Source organism: Wolbachia endosymbiont (group A) of Longitarsus flavicornis (assembly GCF_963931955.1).
Taxonomy (GTDB): domain Bacteria; phylum Pseudomonadota; class Alphaproteobacteria; order Rickettsiales; family Anaplasmataceae; genus Wolbachia.
On sequence record NZ_OZ008337.1, the window covers coordinates 575848 to 595183 of the forward strand.

13 protein-coding genes, 1 tRNA gene and 1 pseudogene are annotated in these 19336 nt (G+C 35.8%); 5 read left to right on the forward strand and 10 right to left on the reverse strand.

Annotation, left to right across the window (positions count from 1 at the left end):
* The first annotated feature begins 14 nt into the window (after positions 1–14).
* The 3 genes and pseudogenes from acnA to AABM58_RS02905 all read left to right on the forward strand — a co-directional run bounded on the left by acnA (position 15) and on the right by AABM58_RS02905 (position 7027).
* A complete protein-coding gene (acnA, locus tag AABM58_RS02895; RefSeq protein ID WP_338406278.1) occupies positions 15–2600 on the forward strand; it encodes an aconitate hydratase AcnA in 2586 nt (861 codons plus the stop codon).
* A gap of 124 nt (positions 2601–2724) precedes the next feature.
* Complete coding sequence (putA, locus tag AABM58_RS02900) at positions 2725–5865, forward strand: bifunctional proline dehydrogenase/L-glutamate gamma-semialdehyde dehydrogenase PutA (protein ID WP_338406279.1); 3141 nt, start codon at positions 2725–2727, stop codon at positions 5863–5865.
* Between the two features lie 335 nt (positions 5866–6200).
* Positions 6201–7027, forward strand: a pseudogene (locus AABM58_RS02905) (IS5 family transposase).
* A 109-nt stretch (positions 7028–7136) separates the two neighbouring features.
* On the opposite strand, the gene hslU reads toward AABM58_RS02905, so the two are convergent.
* Both hslU and hslV read right to left on the reverse strand, forming a co-directional pair.
* The gene (hslU, locus tag AABM58_RS02910; protein WP_338406280.1) at positions 7137–8627 is read right to left on the reverse strand and encodes an ATP-dependent protease ATPase subunit HslU; all 1491 of its coding nucleotides are present in this window, start codon (positions 8625–8627) and stop codon (positions 7137–7139) included.
* A 1-nt stretch (position 8628) separates the two neighbouring features.
* Complete coding sequence (gene hslV / locus AABM58_RS02915; RefSeq protein ID WP_077188416.1) at positions 8629–9183, reverse strand: ATP-dependent protease subunit HslV; 555 nt, start codon at positions 9181–9183, stop codon at positions 8629–8631.
* A gap of 115 nt (positions 9184–9298) precedes the next feature.
* Between hslV and gshA the strand changes: the two genes are divergently transcribed.
* Positions 9299–10459: a glutamate--cysteine ligase gene (gene gshA, locus AABM58_RS02920; protein WP_338406281.1), complete on the forward strand. Its 1161-nt coding sequence runs from the start codon at positions 9299–9301 to the stop codon at positions 10457–10459.
* 3 nt (positions 10460–10462) lie between these two features.
* Here gshA and AABM58_RS02925 read toward each other — a convergent pair whose 3' ends face one another.
* The 3 genes from AABM58_RS02925 to AABM58_RS02935 form a co-directional block, all read right to left on the reverse strand.
* Positions 10463–11275, reverse strand: coding sequence for a hypothetical protein (locus AABM58_RS02925; RefSeq protein WP_338406282.1), 813 nt, complete (start codon positions 11273–11275; stop codon positions 10463–10465).
* A gap of 78 nt (positions 11276–11353) precedes the next feature.
* On the reverse strand, positions 11354–12301 hold the full coding sequence (gene hemH / locus AABM58_RS02930; protein ID WP_338406283.1) for a ferrochelatase: 948 nt from the start codon (positions 12299–12301) through the stop codon (positions 11354–11356).
* A complete protein-coding gene (locus AABM58_RS02935) occupies positions 12302–13081 on the reverse strand; it encodes a hypothetical protein (protein ID WP_338406284.1) in 780 nt (259 codons plus the stop codon).
* A 113-nt stretch (positions 13082–13194) separates the two neighbouring features.
* Between AABM58_RS02935 and ndk the strand changes: the two genes are divergently transcribed.
* The gene (ndk, locus tag AABM58_RS02940; protein WP_338406285.1) at positions 13195–13614 is read left to right on the forward strand and encodes a nucleoside-diphosphate kinase; all 420 of its coding nucleotides are present in this window, start codon (positions 13195–13197) and stop codon (positions 13612–13614) included.
* Positions 13615–13994: 380 nt separating this feature from the next.
* On the opposite strand, the gene rnc is transcribed toward ndk, so the two are convergent.
* The 5 genes from rnc to AABM58_RS02965 all read right to left on the reverse strand — a co-directional run bounded on the left by rnc (position 13995) and on the right by AABM58_RS02965 (position 19326).
* Positions 13995–14693, reverse strand: a complete 699-nt coding sequence (rnc, locus tag AABM58_RS02945) for a ribonuclease III (protein WP_338406286.1) — start codon at positions 14691–14693, stop codon at positions 13995–13997.
* A 90-nt stretch (positions 14694–14783) separates the two neighbouring features.
* The gene (locus AABM58_RS02950; protein ID WP_338406287.1) at positions 14784–15851 is read right to left on the reverse strand and encodes a quinone-dependent dihydroorotate dehydrogenase; all 1068 of its coding nucleotides are present in this window, start codon (positions 15849–15851) and stop codon (positions 14784–14786) included.
* 130 nt (positions 15852–15981) lie between these two features.
* Positions 15982–16053, reverse strand: a tRNA-Cys gene (locus AABM58_RS02955).
* 5 nt (positions 16054–16058) lie between these two features.
* Positions 16059–16955, reverse strand: coding sequence for a class I fructose-bisphosphate aldolase (locus AABM58_RS02960; RefSeq protein WP_338406886.1), 897 nt, complete (start codon positions 16953–16955; stop codon positions 16059–16061).
* Positions 16956–17019: 64 nt separating this feature from the next.
* Complete coding sequence (locus AABM58_RS02965) at positions 17020–19326, reverse strand: AAA family ATPase (protein WP_338406288.1); 2307 nt, start codon at positions 19324–19326, stop codon at positions 17020–17022.
* Between the last annotated feature and the right edge of the window lie 10 nt (positions 19327–19336).

Genomic DNA, 19336 nt, shown 5'->3' on the forward strand with positions numbered 1-19336 from the left:
TATAGTGTGATAGGATGAACAATTCTTTAAATGCAAAAACGACTTTAAACATTGACGGGAAGTCATACAACTATTTTAGCCTAAGTAGCGCTAGTGAATTTTTAGGAATAGATGTGACTAAATTGCCCTGCTCACTTAAGGTTCTGCTTGAAAATTTATTGCGTAATGAAGATGGAGTGAACGTCAAGCTGGATGATATAAGAGTACTAGCAGACTGCGTTAATAAACACACTAATCACGAAATTAGCTATAAACCAGCAAGGGTATTGATGCAAGATTTTACAGGGGTTCCTGCTGTTGTTGATCTAGCTTCAATGCGGGGCTATGTTAAGAAAAATGGAGGAAGCCCGAGCAGCATAAATCCTTCTGTACCGGTTGATCTTGTGATTGACCATTCTGTTCAAGTAGATAGTTATGGAAGTGTTTCCGCATTCAGTAAGAATGTTGAGCTAGAAGTAAAAAGAAATTTGGAGAGATATCAATTTTTAAAGTGGGGGGAATCGTCCTTCACAAATTTTAGAGTAGTGCCGCCTGGCACAGGGATTTGCCACCAAGTGAATCTTGAGTATTTAGCGCAAGTTGTGTGTAATAATGATGGAGTCATATATCCTGACACTTTAGTTGGTACTGACAGCCATACTACAATGGTTAACGGGTTATCAGTCCTTGGTTGGGGTGTTGGAGGCATAGAAGCTGAGTCTGTGATGCTTGGTCAACCAATTAGTATGGTGATTCCAGAAGTAGTTGGATTTAAATTAATTGGCAGATTGTCGGAAGGAGTAACTGCGACCGATTTAGTGCTGACGGTTACCAATATCCTAAGAACAAAAGGCGTTGTTGGTAAGTTTGTAGAATTTTATGGTGATGGTTTAGATTATTTATCTTTGGCAGATAGAGCCACTATAGCAAACATGGCCCCGGAGTATGGCGCAACTTGTGGATTTTTTCCAATTGATCAGAAAACACTCGATTATTTACATTTAACAGGGCGACCAGAAGAGCTGATCAAATTAGTTGAAGTCTATTCAAAAGAGCAGGGATTGTGGCGCAGCAATGACGAATTAGCATTTTTTGACACACTAGAGCTTGATTTATCAAGCGTGAAGCCAGTAATGGCTGGTCCCAAAAGACCACAAGATAAAGTTTTTCTTTCACAAGTGGCAGAGTCTTTTTCTAAATCATTTTCAGTTAATGAGTCAAAGGAAAGCGATAAACTCCAAGATGGAAGTGTAGTTATTGCAGCAATAACAAGCTGCACTAATACTTCAAATCCAAGTGTGATGATTGCTGCAGGTCTTGTAGCTCGTAATGCAATTAAACTTGGATTAAAATCAAAGCCTTGGGTTAAAACTTCTCTTGCTCCAGGGTCACAAGTTGTAACAGAATATTTAGAAAAGTCTGGATTGCAGGTAGATCTAAATGCTTTGGGTTTTAATCTAGTTGGATATGGTTGCACAACTTGCATTGGGAATTCTGGTCCACTTAATAAAGATATAGAAGATGATATTAAAAATAAAAACCTAACTGTTGCTGCAGTTTTATCTGGCAATCGTAACTTTGAAGGAAGAATTCATCCGTTAGTCAAAGCTAATTACTTGGCATCTCCGCCACTTGTTGTTGCATATGCACTTGCTGGTACTGTGCAAATTGATCTGACAAAAGATTCAATATGCAAAGATAAGAATGGAAATGATGTCTATCTCAAAGATATATGGCCAACAAACAATGAAATCGAAGATTGTGTTAAAAGTGTGGTAACACGTGAGATGTTCATACAAAAGTATAAGGATGTTTTTTCTGGTGATGAACATTGGCGAAAGATAAAGTGTGAAAAAAGTGAAATCTATAATTGGGATGCAAACAGCACTTACATACAAAATCCGCCTTATTTTGATAACTTATCACCTAAAAATAATAAAATCGATATAAAGGGTGCACAAATATTAGCAATGTTTGGCGATAGCATAACTACTGATCATATTTCCCCTGCGGGAAATATTGCCTCGAGTAGTCCTGCCGGTCTATATTTAAAAGGGCTTGGAATTGAACCACAGGATTTCAATTCATATGGATCTCGTCGTGGTAATCACAATGTAATGATGCGTGGGACTTTTGCTAACATTAGAATAAAAAATGAAATGGTTAGCACCGAAGGTGGATATACAAAATATATTCCTTCTCAAGAAACTATGCCAATTTTTGATGCGGCGATGCGCTACAAGGAAGCTCTCATCATTGTGGCAGGAAAGGAGTATGGCACAGGTTCAAGTAGGGATTGGGCAGCAAAGGGTACTTTATTGTTGGGGATTAAAGTTGTAATTGCAGAAAGCTTTGAGCGTATACATAGGTCCAACTTAGTTGGTATGGGTGTTCTTCCACTTATATTCCAAAATGGAATAACCAGAAAGATATTTGATGGTAGTAAGGTAATAAGCATAAAAGGTGAAATAGTGCCAGGTGGAAATCTAGAATGTATCATCAAAGGAAAGGATAATTCTGAACAATCAATTCAACTCAAATGCTGTGTACAAACCGCAACTGAGATTAAATACTTAATGCATGGCGGAGTGTTAAGCTACATACTTGCACAATCCTTTTAAAGTTATTGCATGGACTTCTTCTAGCCAGCCCTGATCCCTTTTTAAATAATGATTTGTTCTATGCAAAGTTATGATATAATTTTGCCTTACATATGGTAACAGAGTGTTTTGCAGATAATTATATATGATTAGTCCTATACAAGAACCTAACGAGTTGAGAAAACGTTTACAAGGGTTTTATCGTACTGATGAGAAAAGTTATGTACGCCGCCTTGTAGAAAAAACAGAGCTTTCGGCTGATTCAAAAAATAGAATTTATAATATAGCAAAACAAGTTATTGAAAAGATTAAAGGCAACAAATTAGATGTCATAGATTCTTTCATGCAGCAATACTCGCTTTCCAATGACGAAGGAATAGCGCTTATGTGTCTTGCTGAGTCACTACTTAGAATACCAGATGATTATACAATAGACGAGCTAATCAAAGATAAAATTGCCAATCAAGAATGGAGTAAATATTTAGGACATTCTTCCTCATTGTTTGTCAATGCTTCCACATGGAGTTTAATGATAGGAAGTAGTATATTGAGAGATAATGAAGGCGATTCGAAGTTCTATTACGCAATTTCTAAATTACTTAAAAATTTAGGAGAGCCGATTATTCGCAAAGCAGTAAAACAAGCAATGTCTATGCTTGGTAATCATTTTGTTGTTGGAGAAACCATAGAAGAAGCTTTAAGATATGCAAAACTAGATGACAATAGTAAGTTTTTATACTCTTTTGATATGCTTGGTGAAGCTGCTCACACAGCTGAGGATGTGGAAGAGTATTTTAATTCATATATGCATTCAATAAAAGCTATAGGTGAATCCACTGATATAAGTGATTGTTTTAAATCGCATGGAATTTCAATCAAATTGTCTGCGTTACATCCACGTTATGAATTCAGCCAATTCGATAATATAGCTGAAGAGTTGAGAGCTAAACTGCTAGAGCTTTGTCATGAAGCAAAAAAGTACAATATTTCATTATGCATAGATGCAGAAGAATCAGAAAGACTTGAGATGTCATTAGTTTTATTCGAGCAATTGCGTCTTGATGACTCACTTTCTGAGTGGGAAGGGCTTGGCTTGGCTGTACAAGCATATCAAAAGCGCGCTTTATCTGTTCTTGACTTTGTTGAAGATGTTGCTATTCGATCAAAGCACAAAATTATGGTGAGGCTTGTAAAAGGTGCATATTGGGATTCAGAAATCAAGCGTACGCAAGAATTGGGATTAAATGATTACTCAGTATTTACAAGAAAAAGCTATACTGACGTATCTTACCTCGTGTGCGCACAGAAACTTTTGAGTAAACCAAACAGCTTTTACCCATGCTTTGGAACTCATAACGTCTATACTTTTGCTTCTATCATGGAACTTGCTGATAAAAACCACCCTGGATTTGAATTTCAACGCTTACATGGAATGGCAAAAGACTTATATGATTATGCAATGTCAGAGCTTGCAACAAATGTTAGCTGTCGTGTCTACGCACCCGTTGGGGAACATAGTGACTTGTTGCCTTATCTTATAAGATGCCTTCTTGAAAATGGAGCTAATAGTTCATTTGTTAATCAAATAAATGATTCTAACGTTAAAATTGATGAGTTAATTTCAGATCCACTGGAAAAAGCTATAAATTTTAATTATGAACCTCATCCAGGCATTCCATTACCACAAGATATTTTGGGACCAGAGAGAAAAAATTCCTTGGGAATGGATATTAGTGATTCAATTACAGTTTCGCAACTTGCAAATGATATAAAAAAATTTAGTGAAAAGAAATGGCAAATTGGGCCAATAATTGATGGAAAGGCACTATTTGATAGTGCTGAATTTATCGAAGTAGTGAATCCTGCACATTTGGAAAATGTAATTGGAGAAGTGTCAAGTGCAACAAGTGATCAGGCTTTAAATGCTCTTGAAATAGCACATAGTGCTTTTGCTGAATGGCAGAATGTTTCAGCAGTAGAGCGCGCTCAATACCTCGAAAAAGCTGCAGATTTGCTTGAAGAAAGGATGAAAGAGCTGATTTACATTCTGATTGTGGAAGCAGGAAAAATTTTATCCGATGCAATAGCAGAAGTAAGAGAGGCAATCGACTTTCTGCGTTATTATGCAATGATAGCAAAAAATGAACTGAGCGACTGGAAAAAATTGCCGGGCCCAACAGGTGAAGATAACTTCATCTTTTTTGAAGGCAGAGGAGTTTTCTTATGCATATCACCGTGGAATTTTCCGCTCGCTATCTTCATTGGGCAGGTTTCAGCTGCACTTGCAGCAGGTAATGCAGTGCTGGCAAAACCGGCAGAGCAAACGCCGATTATTGCCTATGAAGCTGTTAAGATACTACATGAAGCTGGGATATCAAAAAATGTGTTGCACCTCATTCCTGGGGATGGTGGATATTTAGGCAAAATATTAGTTCCAGACAATAGAATTTCCGGTGTAGCTTTTACTGGTTCAACACAAACTGCTCAAATAATCAATAAAATGCTTGCAAATAGGGATGGTCCTATCGTGCCACTTATTGCTGAAACAGGAGGGCTCAATGCTATGATAGTTGATAGCTCTGCTCTTTTAGAGCAAGTGGCTATGGATGTTGTACTTTCTGCGTTTCGCAGCGCCGGCCAACGCTGTTCTGCACTTAGAGTGCTGTTTATTCAAGAAGACATAGCAGAGAAGCAGATAAAAATGATATGCGGTGCAGCGCAAGAACTCAAGATTGGTGACCCAATACAACTTAGTACTGATATTGGTCCAATAATTGACAAAGCATCTATCGATATGCTCACTCAACATACGCAAAAAATGTCAGAGGATAAAGATTCAAATCTGTTATTTAAAGTACCCATGGATACAAATTCTCATAATGGTTATTTCTTTCCTCCATATATTTATGAGATACAAAAAATTTCGCAATTAAAGCAAGAAGTATTTGGTCCTATTTTACATATCATACGTTTTAACAAGTCACAATTAAATGAAGTTATAAGTGATATAAATAGTACTGGATATGGGCTTACGTTTTCTTTGCAGAGTCGTATACAAAGTCAAATTGACACTATAAGTAAAAAAATATCAGTTGGAAATGTCTACATCAACCGTAACCAGATAGGTGCAGCAGTTGGGATACAACCATTTGGTGGTAGAGGACTATCTGGCACTGGGCCAAAAGCTGGTGGTCCTCATTATTTACAGCGTTTTTCTACAGAAAAAGTTGTAAGTGTTAACACTACAGCATTCGGTGGTAACACTACACTTATGTGTTTGGATTAATTTGCGGGCCATAATTTTTCTTACCCCTAAACTAGACATTCGTGCAGACAGCGCTAAAATCCGAAAAGGACCAGTTCATGCACTAGACTTCTTGCATAACCTAAACTAAGCAGAAAAAAGGTGTCATCCGAGTAGCCTCCTTATTTTTGTCATCCCAGTGCCCAGACACTGGTTTACTTTATGATGATGTCATGAAAGTAGCCTCCCTCCCCTGTCATCCCAGTGTCAAGCACTGGGATGACAAAAAAAGGAGCACTGGAATGACATCACAGGGGCACTGGAATAGACTTCTTTCAAAATTGTTAGAGGGAGTGTAAGATGAAGTATTTGAAAGCATGAAATATAAGGAAATAGAAAAGTTAGAAGGAGAAAAGTTTCGACGTTTAACAGGGGTAAAAAAAGCAACATTTGAGCGAATGGTAGAAATTCTAGAAGTGGAGGATAAAAGAAAAAAAGCTAGAAGTGGAAGAAAAAGTAAACTTTGCATAGAAGACAGGCTACTTATGGCACTGGAATATATAAGAGAATATCGTACATATTTTCATATTGGGCAAAGCTATGGCATGAGTGAAAGTAACAGTTTTAAAATAATAAGATAGGTAGAAGACATATTAATAAAACATCCAGATTTTGCATTACCAGGAAAAAAAGAGCTATTAAAGAGTGATGTAGAATATGAAGTTTTAGTAATAGACGGAACTGAAACGCCAGTAGAGAGACCAAAAAAAAGCAAAAGCCCTTCTACTCTGGAAAGAAAAAAAGGCATACTATAAAAACACAAATAGTAACAGAGAAGAAGAGTAAAAAAGTCATATGCACATCTTTCTCGAATGGTAGAAAACACGATTTTCGGATGTTTAGAGAATCAAAGGTAGCAATATTACCGGACACCAAAATCTTAGCTGATGCCGGCTACAGGGGAATGCAGAAGATACACAAAAATGTTGTATTACCGCACAGGAAAATGAAAAAGAATCCGTTAAGCAAAGAACAAAAAAAAGAGAACAGGGCACTTATGAGCCAAAGGGCAATTGTTGAAAACGTAATTGGCTTATTGAAAAGGTTTAAAATCATCTCGGACAGGTATAGAAACCGACGAAAACGTTTTGGTTTAAGGTTTAATTTGATTGCTGCAATTCACAATTTTGAGCTCCATACATGAATTTTGAAAGAAGTCTAATGACAAGGTTTATCGTTTGGTTTTAAAAACACTATAGAATACCGTTCACAGAAATAAGAGGAAGATCCGTGAACGATTACTCTCGTTTTTCCTAAAGTATAAACTTAGATAAATCCAACTGCTTCGAAATTGACTCAAGTTTATCTTTTACATACTTGCTGTCTATAATGAATTTTTCGCTATTTTTCTCAGAAGCAATGAAACTTATTTCATCTAAAAGCTTCTCCATGACAGTGTGAAGCCTTCTTGCGCCTATATTTTCCACTTGCCTATTAACTGTAAACGCTATTTCAGCTATGGTTTTTATACCATCATCAGTGAACTCAAGTGTCACATTTTCTGTTTTCATTAAAGCTATGTACTGCTTTAACAAACTAGATTCTGGTTCCTTTAATATTCTTATTAAATCCTCTTGAGTAAGTGCCTTAAGTTCTACCCTGATCGGTAATCTGCCCTGCAATTCCGGTAAGAGGTCAGATGGTTTAGACTGATGAAAAGCACCAGATGCAATAAATAATATATAGTCTGTTTTTACATGGCCATACTTAGTTGTAACAGTTGTTCCTTCAAGTAATGGTAACAGATCGCGTTGCACTCCTTCTCTGTTTACTTCACCTTTTACTTCTGTACGCGCTGCAATTTTGTCTATTTCATCCAAAAATACTATACCGTCATTACTAACAAGATCAATGGCTTCTTTGATTATCTTATCTTCATCCATTAGCCTTTCACTTTCTTCATTAATTAATATTTCACGCGCTTCTTTTACCTTCACCGTAATAGTTTTTGTTTTTTTGCTCCCATTAAACATCTTGCCCACTATTTCTGTTACATTCATCACGCCAACTTGCCCACCTGGCATGCCTGGTATATCGAAAGTAGGTAACATACTCTTGCTCTCTCTGACGTTAATAGAAACTTCTCCGTCCTCAAACTCTTTATTCCTCAACCTTTCTCTAAAATTTTTTTTACTCTCTTCGGTTGCACCTTCGCCTACCATAGAGTTTACTATTGTTTTCTCAGCTAAAATTAAAGCCTTTTTAGCTAAGGCTTTATGGGCTTTCTCTTTAACTAAAACTATTGCTGCATCAACTAAATCGCGTATTATCGAATCAACATCACGTCCAACGTATCCTATTTCAGTAAACTTCGTTGCCTCAATTTTTATGAACGGTGCACCTGCAAGTTTTGCTAAACGGCGAGCTATTTCAGTTTTACCAACCCCTGTATGACCAATCATCAATATATTCTTAGGTATGATTTCATCACGCAATGGAAATGGAACCTGATTGCGACGCCAACGATTTCTGAGTGCAATAGCAACAGCACGCTTTGCATCATCCTGTCCGATTATGAATCTATCCAATTCTTTAACTATCTTCTGTGGTGGCAGGTCATCTAACAAAACTTGAGTACTGTCATTAACTTGAACATCGCTGTCATTTGAATCAAAACCACTCTTAGTATCTCTATAGAGGTCATGTTTTTCATCATAGGTGTCACTACTACAAGACCGCCCTTCTGAAAGGGTTATAGGCTGATTGGAAAAATTAGTGCATAAAGTTTTTTGTTCAGAAGACATATCACTCCTCTATCTTTTCAATAATTACATTATGATTTGTATAAACACATATATCGGCAGCTATCTTCATAGCCTTTTTCGCAATTTCCTCTATTGATATTCCTTTAATATCAATTAAAGCTCTTGCTGCAGATAGAGCAAAATTTCCCCCAGAGCCAATAGCTGCGATTCCATCTTCAGGTTCAAGAACATCACCTGTTCCCGTAATTACTAATGAAATAGATTTATCTGCAACAATCATCATAGCTTCTAATTTCCTCAGATATTTATCCATTCTCCAGTCTTTTGCAAGTTCAACACATGCCCTCATTAATTGCCCTGGGTGCTTGTCAAGTTTAGATTCTAGTCTTTCAAAGAGAGTAAATGCATCGGCTGTTGCTCCAGCAAAACCGGCAATTACAGAATCACCAGAAAGACGCCTAACTTTTTTTGCTCCGGATTTTATAACAGTGTGGCCCAGTGAAACCTGTCCATCACCTATTACTACTACGCTTTTATCTTTTCTAATTGACAGTATAGTAGTTCCATACATTTTATTGTTATCGTGTTGAATCATTTTTCTATCACTTTAAATAAGAATCTCATTATACTTTAATCTTTAGTCAAATTTGCTAAATATGTTTAATTATAGCTTATAATATAATACCTTCCTTATAACATTTAAAGTGTAGATGCAAAACATAATTCACCCAGATTTGGAAAAAAGTATAAATAATTGGTTTGAGGCAAAATTTAACGGCCTTACATTGCCATTTTATAGCTCTATAGATCTTAGAAACTCCAGCTACAAAATTGCCCCAGTGGACGCTAATTTATTTCCTGCGGGGTTCAATAACTTAAGTGAAGAATCAAGAACGATGGCAGCAAGATTGATAGAAAGCTACTTTAAAAGACATCAATACAAAAAGGTTCTTATAATACCGGAAAATTATACACGCAATAAAATGTATATAGAAAACGTATTTGTTATAGAGAAAGTACTGCAGCTCGCAGGTTTTGAAACTAGAATTGGTCTTTTACATAATGAAGTATACAATTTAATAGAACCGTATGAAGCTATTGTGAAGGAAACCTCTCTATTAAAGACAACTTCAGGATTTGTGCCTGATGTTATTATACTGAACCGTGATATGACGAGCCACATTCCAGACACGCTAAAAGACGTAAAGCAAGATATAGTACCAAGCCCACTATACGGTTGGCATAGCAGGCAGAAATTTAAGTATTTTGAAATCTATCAAGAATTAGCGTCCGAATTTTGTAGCGAATTTAAAATGGATCCATGGCTTATTTCTGTGCTTACAGAAAACTGTAATGGAGTTGACTTTAATGATGATTCATCACTAGGAGCAGTAGCGACTAAAGTTGACCAAATATTGTCTCTAGTGCAAAAAAAATATGAGGAATATGAAATAAAAACACAACCTTACGTTTTTATCAAAGCAAGCAATGGCACATACGGGATGGGCATTATAACGGCAACAAGTGGAGAGGAAATATTAAACCTCAATAAAAAAAAGCGTCATAAAATGAAAAAGATAAAAGAAGGAATAGCAATCAATAGCGTTATTATACAAGAAGGTGTACCAACCATTGACGTATTTAAAAGCAGTTCTGCAGAACCGCTAATATACTATATAGGAAATACTCCAACATGTTACTTATACCGATGTAATAGCAGGAAAGATGTATATTCCAGCTTAAACTCCATTGACTGCGAATTTTATGACGTTAGCAAAATAGTGGAAGAAAAACCTCTAGCACTTTGGAATATAGTTAGTAAATTAGCAGTGTTAGCATTGGCGGTAGAAATAAAATCTTTTCACCTCTAACCCTTACATTTCCACAACGTTGCCATCGGGCAGATCATTACCGGGCTGAATATGGTTATGGCCAGCATTATCAAGTTCAGTGGAAGGGTCATCATTGATAGGTTGATTAAACAACTTGTCAAGTTGAACTGCAAGAAATACTGCACTATATATTATGCTGACTGTTACGCTTAAGTTGAAATTATAGATTATACCATTACCTAAGTTTATTGGTATAGTTGGAGTCTCTATCCTTCTTAATATGAAGTTTAATAAACCTAACGACAAAGTTAATGTGCTAATAATAAGGTCCTTCTTACACTCAGCAGACTTTTCAGGATCCTTATTATCCAGATATTTCTTGCATGTATAATAATAGCTTATAGGTTCTGAAATGAACAAAAATAGGATCGTTGAGGTTAAGTTAATATAACTTATTATGTCTGTATTGCTTCCAGTGCAAAAATGGATGATTTTCAACATCATTAGCGCTTCTATGGTGCTGCTTGCAAGATTAGCCGATTTACCCAAAATTTTTGCTAATTCTTTTTTACCCTTAGGGTCTTTATAATCTTTTACCAAATCCCGTAAGATAAATGCAGAATGGACAATGTATAGGGTAGATGTCGGAAATTTCACCCATCGGGCAACATTCTTTATAAAGGAGATATTGGATCTGTTATTGTCAATAAACTCACAACAAAATTGCAGTGAAATCTTACACAATAGGGCTGTTAAACCTGTTGTGATGCAGATTACCTTCCTGAAATCATGATTATAAATATCATGCACCTTTTGTGCGGGCGTGTTGGATTCCTTTTTTAGCTTGTTTGGCATGAAATAGTTAACAAAATAATAACTCCCTGTTATTCTATCACATAAAATCCTAAAAGAAAAGCCCTATAAATCAGGACTTTAAGGGAGATTTATGCACAAATCGGCTAAGCATTTTATAAACAAGGGATCGGTACTGAGAGTTGGCACGCGAAAGTAATATCCATCCTTGATAATTGTTTTATATTCTATATCAAGTTCAACTAGAGTTTCCGAATGCTCAGAAACAAAAGATATAGGTGATAGAACTACAGGTACACCATCAGCTTTTGCGCGTAATAGCTCACTTTCAGTGCTTGGCTCTAGCCATTTTACAGGACCAATCTTACTCTGATAACATATTGACCAATCTAAGTTATTGATAGCTAACTTTTCTACTATTAACTCTACACTTCTTTCTACCTGTGAAGCGTAAGGGTCGCCCTTTTTAATGATACTAAGAGGTAAGCTATGGGCTGAAAATAGGACTCTTGGTTTACCGATTTTGCTAGCCAATTTATAGTACTTAGCTATCAGATTAGCGTGAGCTTCAATAAAATCTTGGTTATCATAATAACGGTGAATCATTTTTGTATTGCATTTTAGGCCATACCGTTTAGCATTTTTTTGCCAATTCTCGATGGATGACAGAGTTGTGGTAGTTGAATATTGTGGATACAGTGGCAACAGAATTACTTCGTCAGGATCAAATTGTTTTACACTTTTAACAACTTCGTCGGCAAAAGGGTGCCAGTAGCGCATGCAGATGAATACCTTGTATACATGGTTTCTATCTTCATTTAATTTTAGTTCTAAAGCATTAACTTGTGCTTTCGTATTATCCAAAATCGGCGATTTGCCTCCGATTTGCTCATATATTTCTCGTGCAGTATTTTCTCGTTTTGCAGATATAAACTTTGCTAAAAGAAACCGAAAGGGATTCAGTAGATTGATTATTCTCCTGTCATAAAAAAGATTGAATAAAAAAGGACGGACTGCATTCAGTGAATCTGGCCCGCCAAGATTAAATAAGATAACTGCCTTTTTCACCTACGCACTACTACAACAAGTTACTTTTGGGGTGCCTATACGTTCAGCTACAGGTTCATCAAGTATAGATATAGGCACTAAATTTCTCACACTAGCATACAATAAATGACCTGATCTCTGCAGGTTACTCTTGGTAGATGCGAATTTTTCTCTGTCAAAAACCGCGTCGACACAAAAACTTGGCACTACTTCAAGAAGTTCAACAGCAGCTAAAGATAGCATTATACAACTTTGAAGAACCTTCAAAAGAACCTTTAGAGGGAAAAGTAAAACTTTAACGAAAAGAGAGGTGCTACTTGTTTCATCCAGTAGTTGCCCTGAGTTAGGCGAATTATACTCGATGTGTTTTCTATTTTGATCAAAAATAGGAAATTTTATAGTATCTTTCTTAAATTCCTCATCTATTTCTTTTCTACTATTGTTGGTGATTTTTTCCATTAACTTTTCACGTAGATTAAAAATTCTGACAATAAAACATGTGGCAATCATTAAAGCAGCGCATACAAGTACGCATTGTAGAAGACCAGTGAATGCAAGGCAAACAAGCGGTACTATGACAGCCATTTCAAGAAACGGAATAGTATTTCTTTTCATTGCAAAGGCAGCGCCTTTTTTTAATTCTGTATTATGATATGAACTATATTCCAAATAACTTAAAAAGGCTAAATTAAAAGTCAGAAACCCTTTTGTTCCACAAAAAATTGACGATTTCAAGTTATTGACCAATTTTTTAGCAGTAGATTCAGGTTTTTCATTAGTTTTTTTACAACAAGTATGCATACAATACTCCCTTGATGATTTGTTCTTAATTATAGATAAAAAATCACTTCTATGAAATTAAAATTTGTAATAAAATAAATCTATAAATGTACTATTCTATATAAGGAAACAATATGGCAATTGAGAAGACACTTTCAATCTTAAAACCTGATGCAGTAAAAAATAATATTACAGGCAATATAAATTCCTACATCGAACAATCTGGGCTGAAAATCACAGCACAAAAAATGATGTTACTAACAAAAAAACAAGCAGAGCTGTTTTATGAAATTCATAAAGATAGGCCTTTTTTTGGGGAATTGGTAGAGTTTATGACTTCTGGTTCTGTGATAGTTCAAGTTTTAGTTGGTGACAATGCAGTAAGTAAATACAGACAAATCATGGGAGCTACCGATCCAAAGCAGGCAGATAAAGGCACAATCAGGGGTGATTTTGCTGATGACATAAGTGAGAATAGAGTTCACGGCTCAGATAGCACAGAAAACGCTCGTAAGGAAATAGCTTTCTTTTTTGCTGAATGTGAGTTGGTGTAGTTAATTCAACTCAGATTTTCCTATATATAACTAAATTTTCTGGATCCTATGTCAAGCATACATCTGTACGAACGTTGTAATTTTAAGATGGTAAATGGTGTCATCTTAACTGGTGTGACATTAAAATGACAAGGTTGTGCCAAGTAGCTCACACTGGAACTTATAGCTATAATAAGTAACTACGTCATACCGCCGCGGTATCTCAGCCTAGATCCCGCTAACAAGTAGCGGGATGACGAGGTCTTTCAATAGTAAATCTTACCTGTGTTAGCTATAGAATATCTTAAATTACAGATTTGGTTACTATGCTTCTCCTTAAATTGACCATTTCCCCTAAACGCTATTAGCTTCCTTAAAACTTACATTAATGCCTATTTTGCCTAAACTGAAGCGTCTTTTTCAATTTTTTCTAGCATCAACTCAGCAGCTTTTTGTTCAGCAATCTTTTTACTAGAAGCGCATGCAGAAACTTTACCATAATCTTCTATGCAAACTGATATAGTAAATTCAGGATTGTGCGCTGGTCCAGTTTGTTTTACAAGCTCATATTCTGGTAAAGGCAATTTGTTTTTCTGAGTCCACTCTTGCAGTGAGGTTTTAGGATCTTGAGGGGGATCAAGCATGCTTTTAGCTAGCTTTTCCCAATATTGGATAATAAACTTTTCAACATTTTCAAGTCCGCCATCAACATAAATTGCACCTATTAGTGCTTCAAGCGAGTTTTCTAAATTTTTTAAGTTACATCTTCCTCCATTGCAGCGTTCACTATTATTCATGATAATGAAGTTGCCTAATTTTATTTCTTTAGCAACATTAGCAATGGTGTTGCCACAAACTAAATCCGTCTTTCTTTTTGCCAATGCTCCTTCTTTTTCTTCAGGAAATAGTTTAAACAGTATGGCAGATACGACCATATTCAAAACACTGTCGCCCAAAAACTCTAGTCTTTCGTAGCTTACGATCTGGTTTTTGCTATTCCTTTTATTTACGCTTGGGTGAGTTAGTGCCTCTTCTAATATTGCATAATTTGTAAATTTATAATCAATGATCTTAGATATTGCATCATTCAAACTCTTCATACCCATTATTTAAAAGAAAAACACTTTCTACCACCTTTATACCAGAGAATTAGTTTTATTTTATTAAAATAATACCACCAACTTCCAAAATTAATGTATACAACCCACCACCTCACTAATGTTACTAAATCCATCTTTCCTTATTAGTTCTGCAAGTTCTAGATTAATTTTGTTTACAACTTGAGGTCCGTGGTATATGAGAGCAGTGTACAACTGCACCAAAGAAGCTCCTGCCTTTATTTTTTTATATGCATCAGCACCACTTGAGATTCCTCCGCACCCTATCAATAATATTTTGCCCTTAGTAAATTTGTACATATCGCCCAATAACTCGGTTGAAAGTTTGAACAGTGGTTTGCCACTCAACCCGCCACTCTCGTTGTGGTGGGAATGTAAGTTATTCCGACTGATCGTAGTGTTGCTCACTGTTAATCCGTCAATCTTATATTCCAATGCAAGCTCAGCGATATTTTCTTTCGTTTGCTGATCTATATCTGGTGAAATTTTTAATATTATTGGTATGGATTTAGAATTATCAATTGATTTCCGGGTTAGAGTTACGGATCTCAACAATTCCGATAATTCTTGCTTATTGTGCAGATTGCGTAAATTAGGCGTGTTTGGGGATGAGATGTTCAGCACTATATAATTGCTCTTTCCATATACTATCTTTATTAAGTCAACATAATCACTGATTTGGTTCTTTGATGTACTGTTTTTTCCTATGTTGATGCCAAAAATGCAGTCATCAAGCTTGGTTTCATCTATTTGTTTAAGAAAATAGTCTATTCCTTTATTGTTAAATCCCAATCTGTTAATTACCCCTTGATCTTTAATTAACCGAAAAATTCTTGGCTTTTTGTTTCCATATTGTGGATTACGAGTTACAGTACCAGTTTCAATAAACCCAAAACCAAATGAGAGCATAGGCCTTATAACTTCTGCATTCTTGTCAAAACCTGCAGCCAGACCTACGGGGCTTCTGAGCTTATTACCAAAAAAATTCACACTCAAAGATTCTGGTAGCTCTATAGGATTCTTATAAGGTATTTTCTTTAATGCCATAATTGCCAAAGAGTGAGCAACTTCGGGCGGTAGTAAAAATAGTAAATTACGTTTGTAAAACACTTTGCTTATTTTTAGTTTATTTTTTACCATGAAACGCTATAAGAGTATAACCATAACTTGAAAAGAAATTGATTTTACTATGGATAAGCTTTCTCTATAGGTTACACACTCAAAGCTACTGTTGAATTGAGCAACTTTTACAAGATATAGAAAATGAAAGAGGCCGGGACCGGAATTGAACCGGTATAAAAGGATTTGCAGTCCTCCGCATAAGCCATTCTGCCACCCAGCCGTTTTTTATGCGTAGATATCCATTATATCTTTTAGCATAGATAAAGCTTCTTCTTTTTTTCGTTGAAAAGTGTTACGCCCAATGATTGAACCATTACCACCACCCTGCTTAATTTCTTTCGCTTCATTGTATATGTTATCTACTTCCTTCGATTCACCACCAGAAAAAACTACTATTCTTTTCCCTGCAAAACAAGACCTTTTAACATATTCAATTCTTTTAGATAATGATTCAATATTTTCTGTTTCTATTTTCTCCCTTTCCAAATATTTAGTTGGAAGTTTTACTTTTATTATATTAGCGCCAAGCAAAGCTGCCATGTGCGCAGCATAGGCAATAACATCAACTGCTGTTTCACCTTCTTTGGAAATCCCTTCACCGCGTGGATAAGACCATAGCACTACTGCAAGTCCATAAGATTTGGCTTCAGCTATGATTCCACGGGCTTCCTCCATCATATCGAAACACTTAGCAGAACCAGGATATATAGTAAATCCGACAGCTAAGCATCCCAAACGCAGCGCATCTTTCACAGAAGAGGTTATTGCTTGATCAGAGGTTAGATCCTTTGAATGTAAAGAGTTGGAACTATTAAGTTTCAAAATAAGTGGGAGCATTCCAGCATAAGTTGCAGCACCAGCTTCAATCATACCAAGTGGAGCAGCATATGCACTTACTCCCGAATCAACCGCAAGCTGAAAATGATAATGTGGGTCATAAGCATCAGGGTTAACTTCAAAACTTTTAATTGGACCATGCTCAAATCCTTGATCTACTGGCAGAATCACTAACTTGCCAGTGCCGCCAAGCTTTCCATGCATGAGAATACGAGTAAGATTTGCTTTTACCCCAGGGTTTTCACTTTCGTAGTAGCTTAGGACTTGTTTTACTTTATCACTTATCACTATAATTCAAATTGAATTTAAGTTATAGATTGTAACAAAGATGAAGTTCAATACAAGGATTTTAAACTATATCAAAAGCAATTTTATTTTCTACTTTATTCATATATATTCTTAATTTCTTTCCTTTTGTTAATTTACGATTCAGTATTTCTTCCGCTAAGTAACTTTTTATCTCTTTTTCAATAAGTCTCTCTATCGGACGTGCTCCCATTTCCTTACTATAACCCATTTGTACAAGATAAGATTTCACTTCATCCTCTACCAAGCAGTTTATGCCTTTTTGCGTCAGTTGCTTTTTCAGTTCTAGGACAAATTTATCCACAATATGCAAAATCACATCCGTACTTAAGTCAGAAAAAGAAATAATCGCATCAAGACGGTTACGAAATTCAGGGCTAAAAACCTGTTCTATCGCTTTTTCACTATCACCAATGTTAAAATTTTTATGCCCAAAGCCAACAAAACTTTTGCTGCGTTCAGCTGCTCCTGCATTAGTTGTCATAATTAAAATTATATTGGAAAAGTTAACTTTACGTCCGTAAGTGTCTGTAACACAACCATAATCCATAATTTGTAGCAATATATTATAGATATCGCTATGGGCCTTTTCAATTTCATCAAGCAGCACAACACTATATTGATTGTTAGATACAGATTCTGTGAGTAACCCACCCTGATCATAACCTACATATCCAGGAGGAGAACCAATCATCCTTGATATCGTATGAGATTCAATATATTCGGACATATCAAAGCGTATAAGATTCATGCCCATGCTTTCTGCTAATTGTTTTGCTAGCTCGGTTTTACCAACACCAGTTGGTCCTGCAAAAAGATAACTTGCTAAAGGTTTATTGTAATTCCTCAACCCAGATTTAGCAATTTTAATAGAATTAACAAGAGATTCTATTGCCTGCTCTTGGCCAAAAATCACTTTCTCTAGATTAGCTTTTAAAGACTTTACTTTCTGCAAATCATCAGATTCAGATCCACAAGGCACATTTGTAATTCTAGTAATGGTATTCTTAATATCTCTACTATTTACAATTTTACCCCTGTTTCTTAGCAATTTACAATATGCCCCTGCCTCATCAATAACATCAACCGCTTTATCAGGTAATATTCGCCCAGTAATATACTTATGCGAAAGTTCAGCCGCATACCTAATGGCATTCTTTGTATAATATACTCCATGATACCCTTCATAGTAGTGCTTTATACCATCTAGTATCTTTATCGTTTCATTAACAGAAGATTCTTTAACATTAATTTTTTGAAACCTTCTCGCTAGTGCTTTATCTTTTTCAAAACTAGCGCTGTATTCTCTATATGTGGTTGCACCTATACAACGCAGTGTACCTCTTGCAAGCGCAGGTTTGAGTAGGTTACCTGCATCAAGAAAGCTACCACTTGTAGAACCTGCTCCAATGATAGTGTGTATTTCGTCAATAAAAAGGATAGCACCTGGTTTTGCCTCAATCGCTTTTATTATGGATTTTATTCTCTCTTCAAAATCACCTCTGTAGCGTGTCCCTGCAAGGAGTGATCCTAAATCCAAAGCATAAATTATACTGGACCTGAGCGCACTCGGAACACTGCCTTCAATGATCTTGAGTACCAAACCCTCAACTATTGTTGTTTTACCAACACCTGGGTCTCCAACATACAAAGGGTTGTTTTTTCTACGCCTCAATAATATTTCTATAGTGCGATTTAACTCATAATCACGACCAATAACATAATCTATTTTTTTGCTTCTTGCATAGTCATTTAAATTTTTACAATAACTTTGTAGAATTTCCTCATCTTTTAGTAGCTCACCTTTATTTACTGTAGTAGGAGCGTCATTATTTTTATCAAGTTTTACTTTATGATTGGTGGTGTATTCATCTATATCGTTAGAGTATTTCATATTAGATATATGGTAAATCAAATTGGAATCTTTCGCATTTTGTTTCTGCAATAGATTTTCAACGTATAAGTCTTGCCTAGACAAAATTTCTACTAGAACATTTGCTCCATTTATTTCTTTTTTTCCCAAGCTATGAGCCCGTATTATTGCTCTGTGTATTATGCATTGAAACATTGAGCTAGGTTTAACTCCACTGATAATCAATTCAGAACTGCTTTGTAAAAACCCTTTTATATTATTATTATAATCATTAGCCTTAATATTGCACCTTGATAGAATGTTATCCATATTTATGATTTCATCGGCTCTGATATTACATCTCGATAAAACGTAATTTACGTCCACGTCTTTAGTTAATGCCAGCAATAAATGTTCTACTTTCGCATATTTAAGATTAAAATTAGAAGCAATGAGTAGCGCTCTATTCAAACTTGCCTCTAAGTTTTTGGAAATCATCTCCTATTCT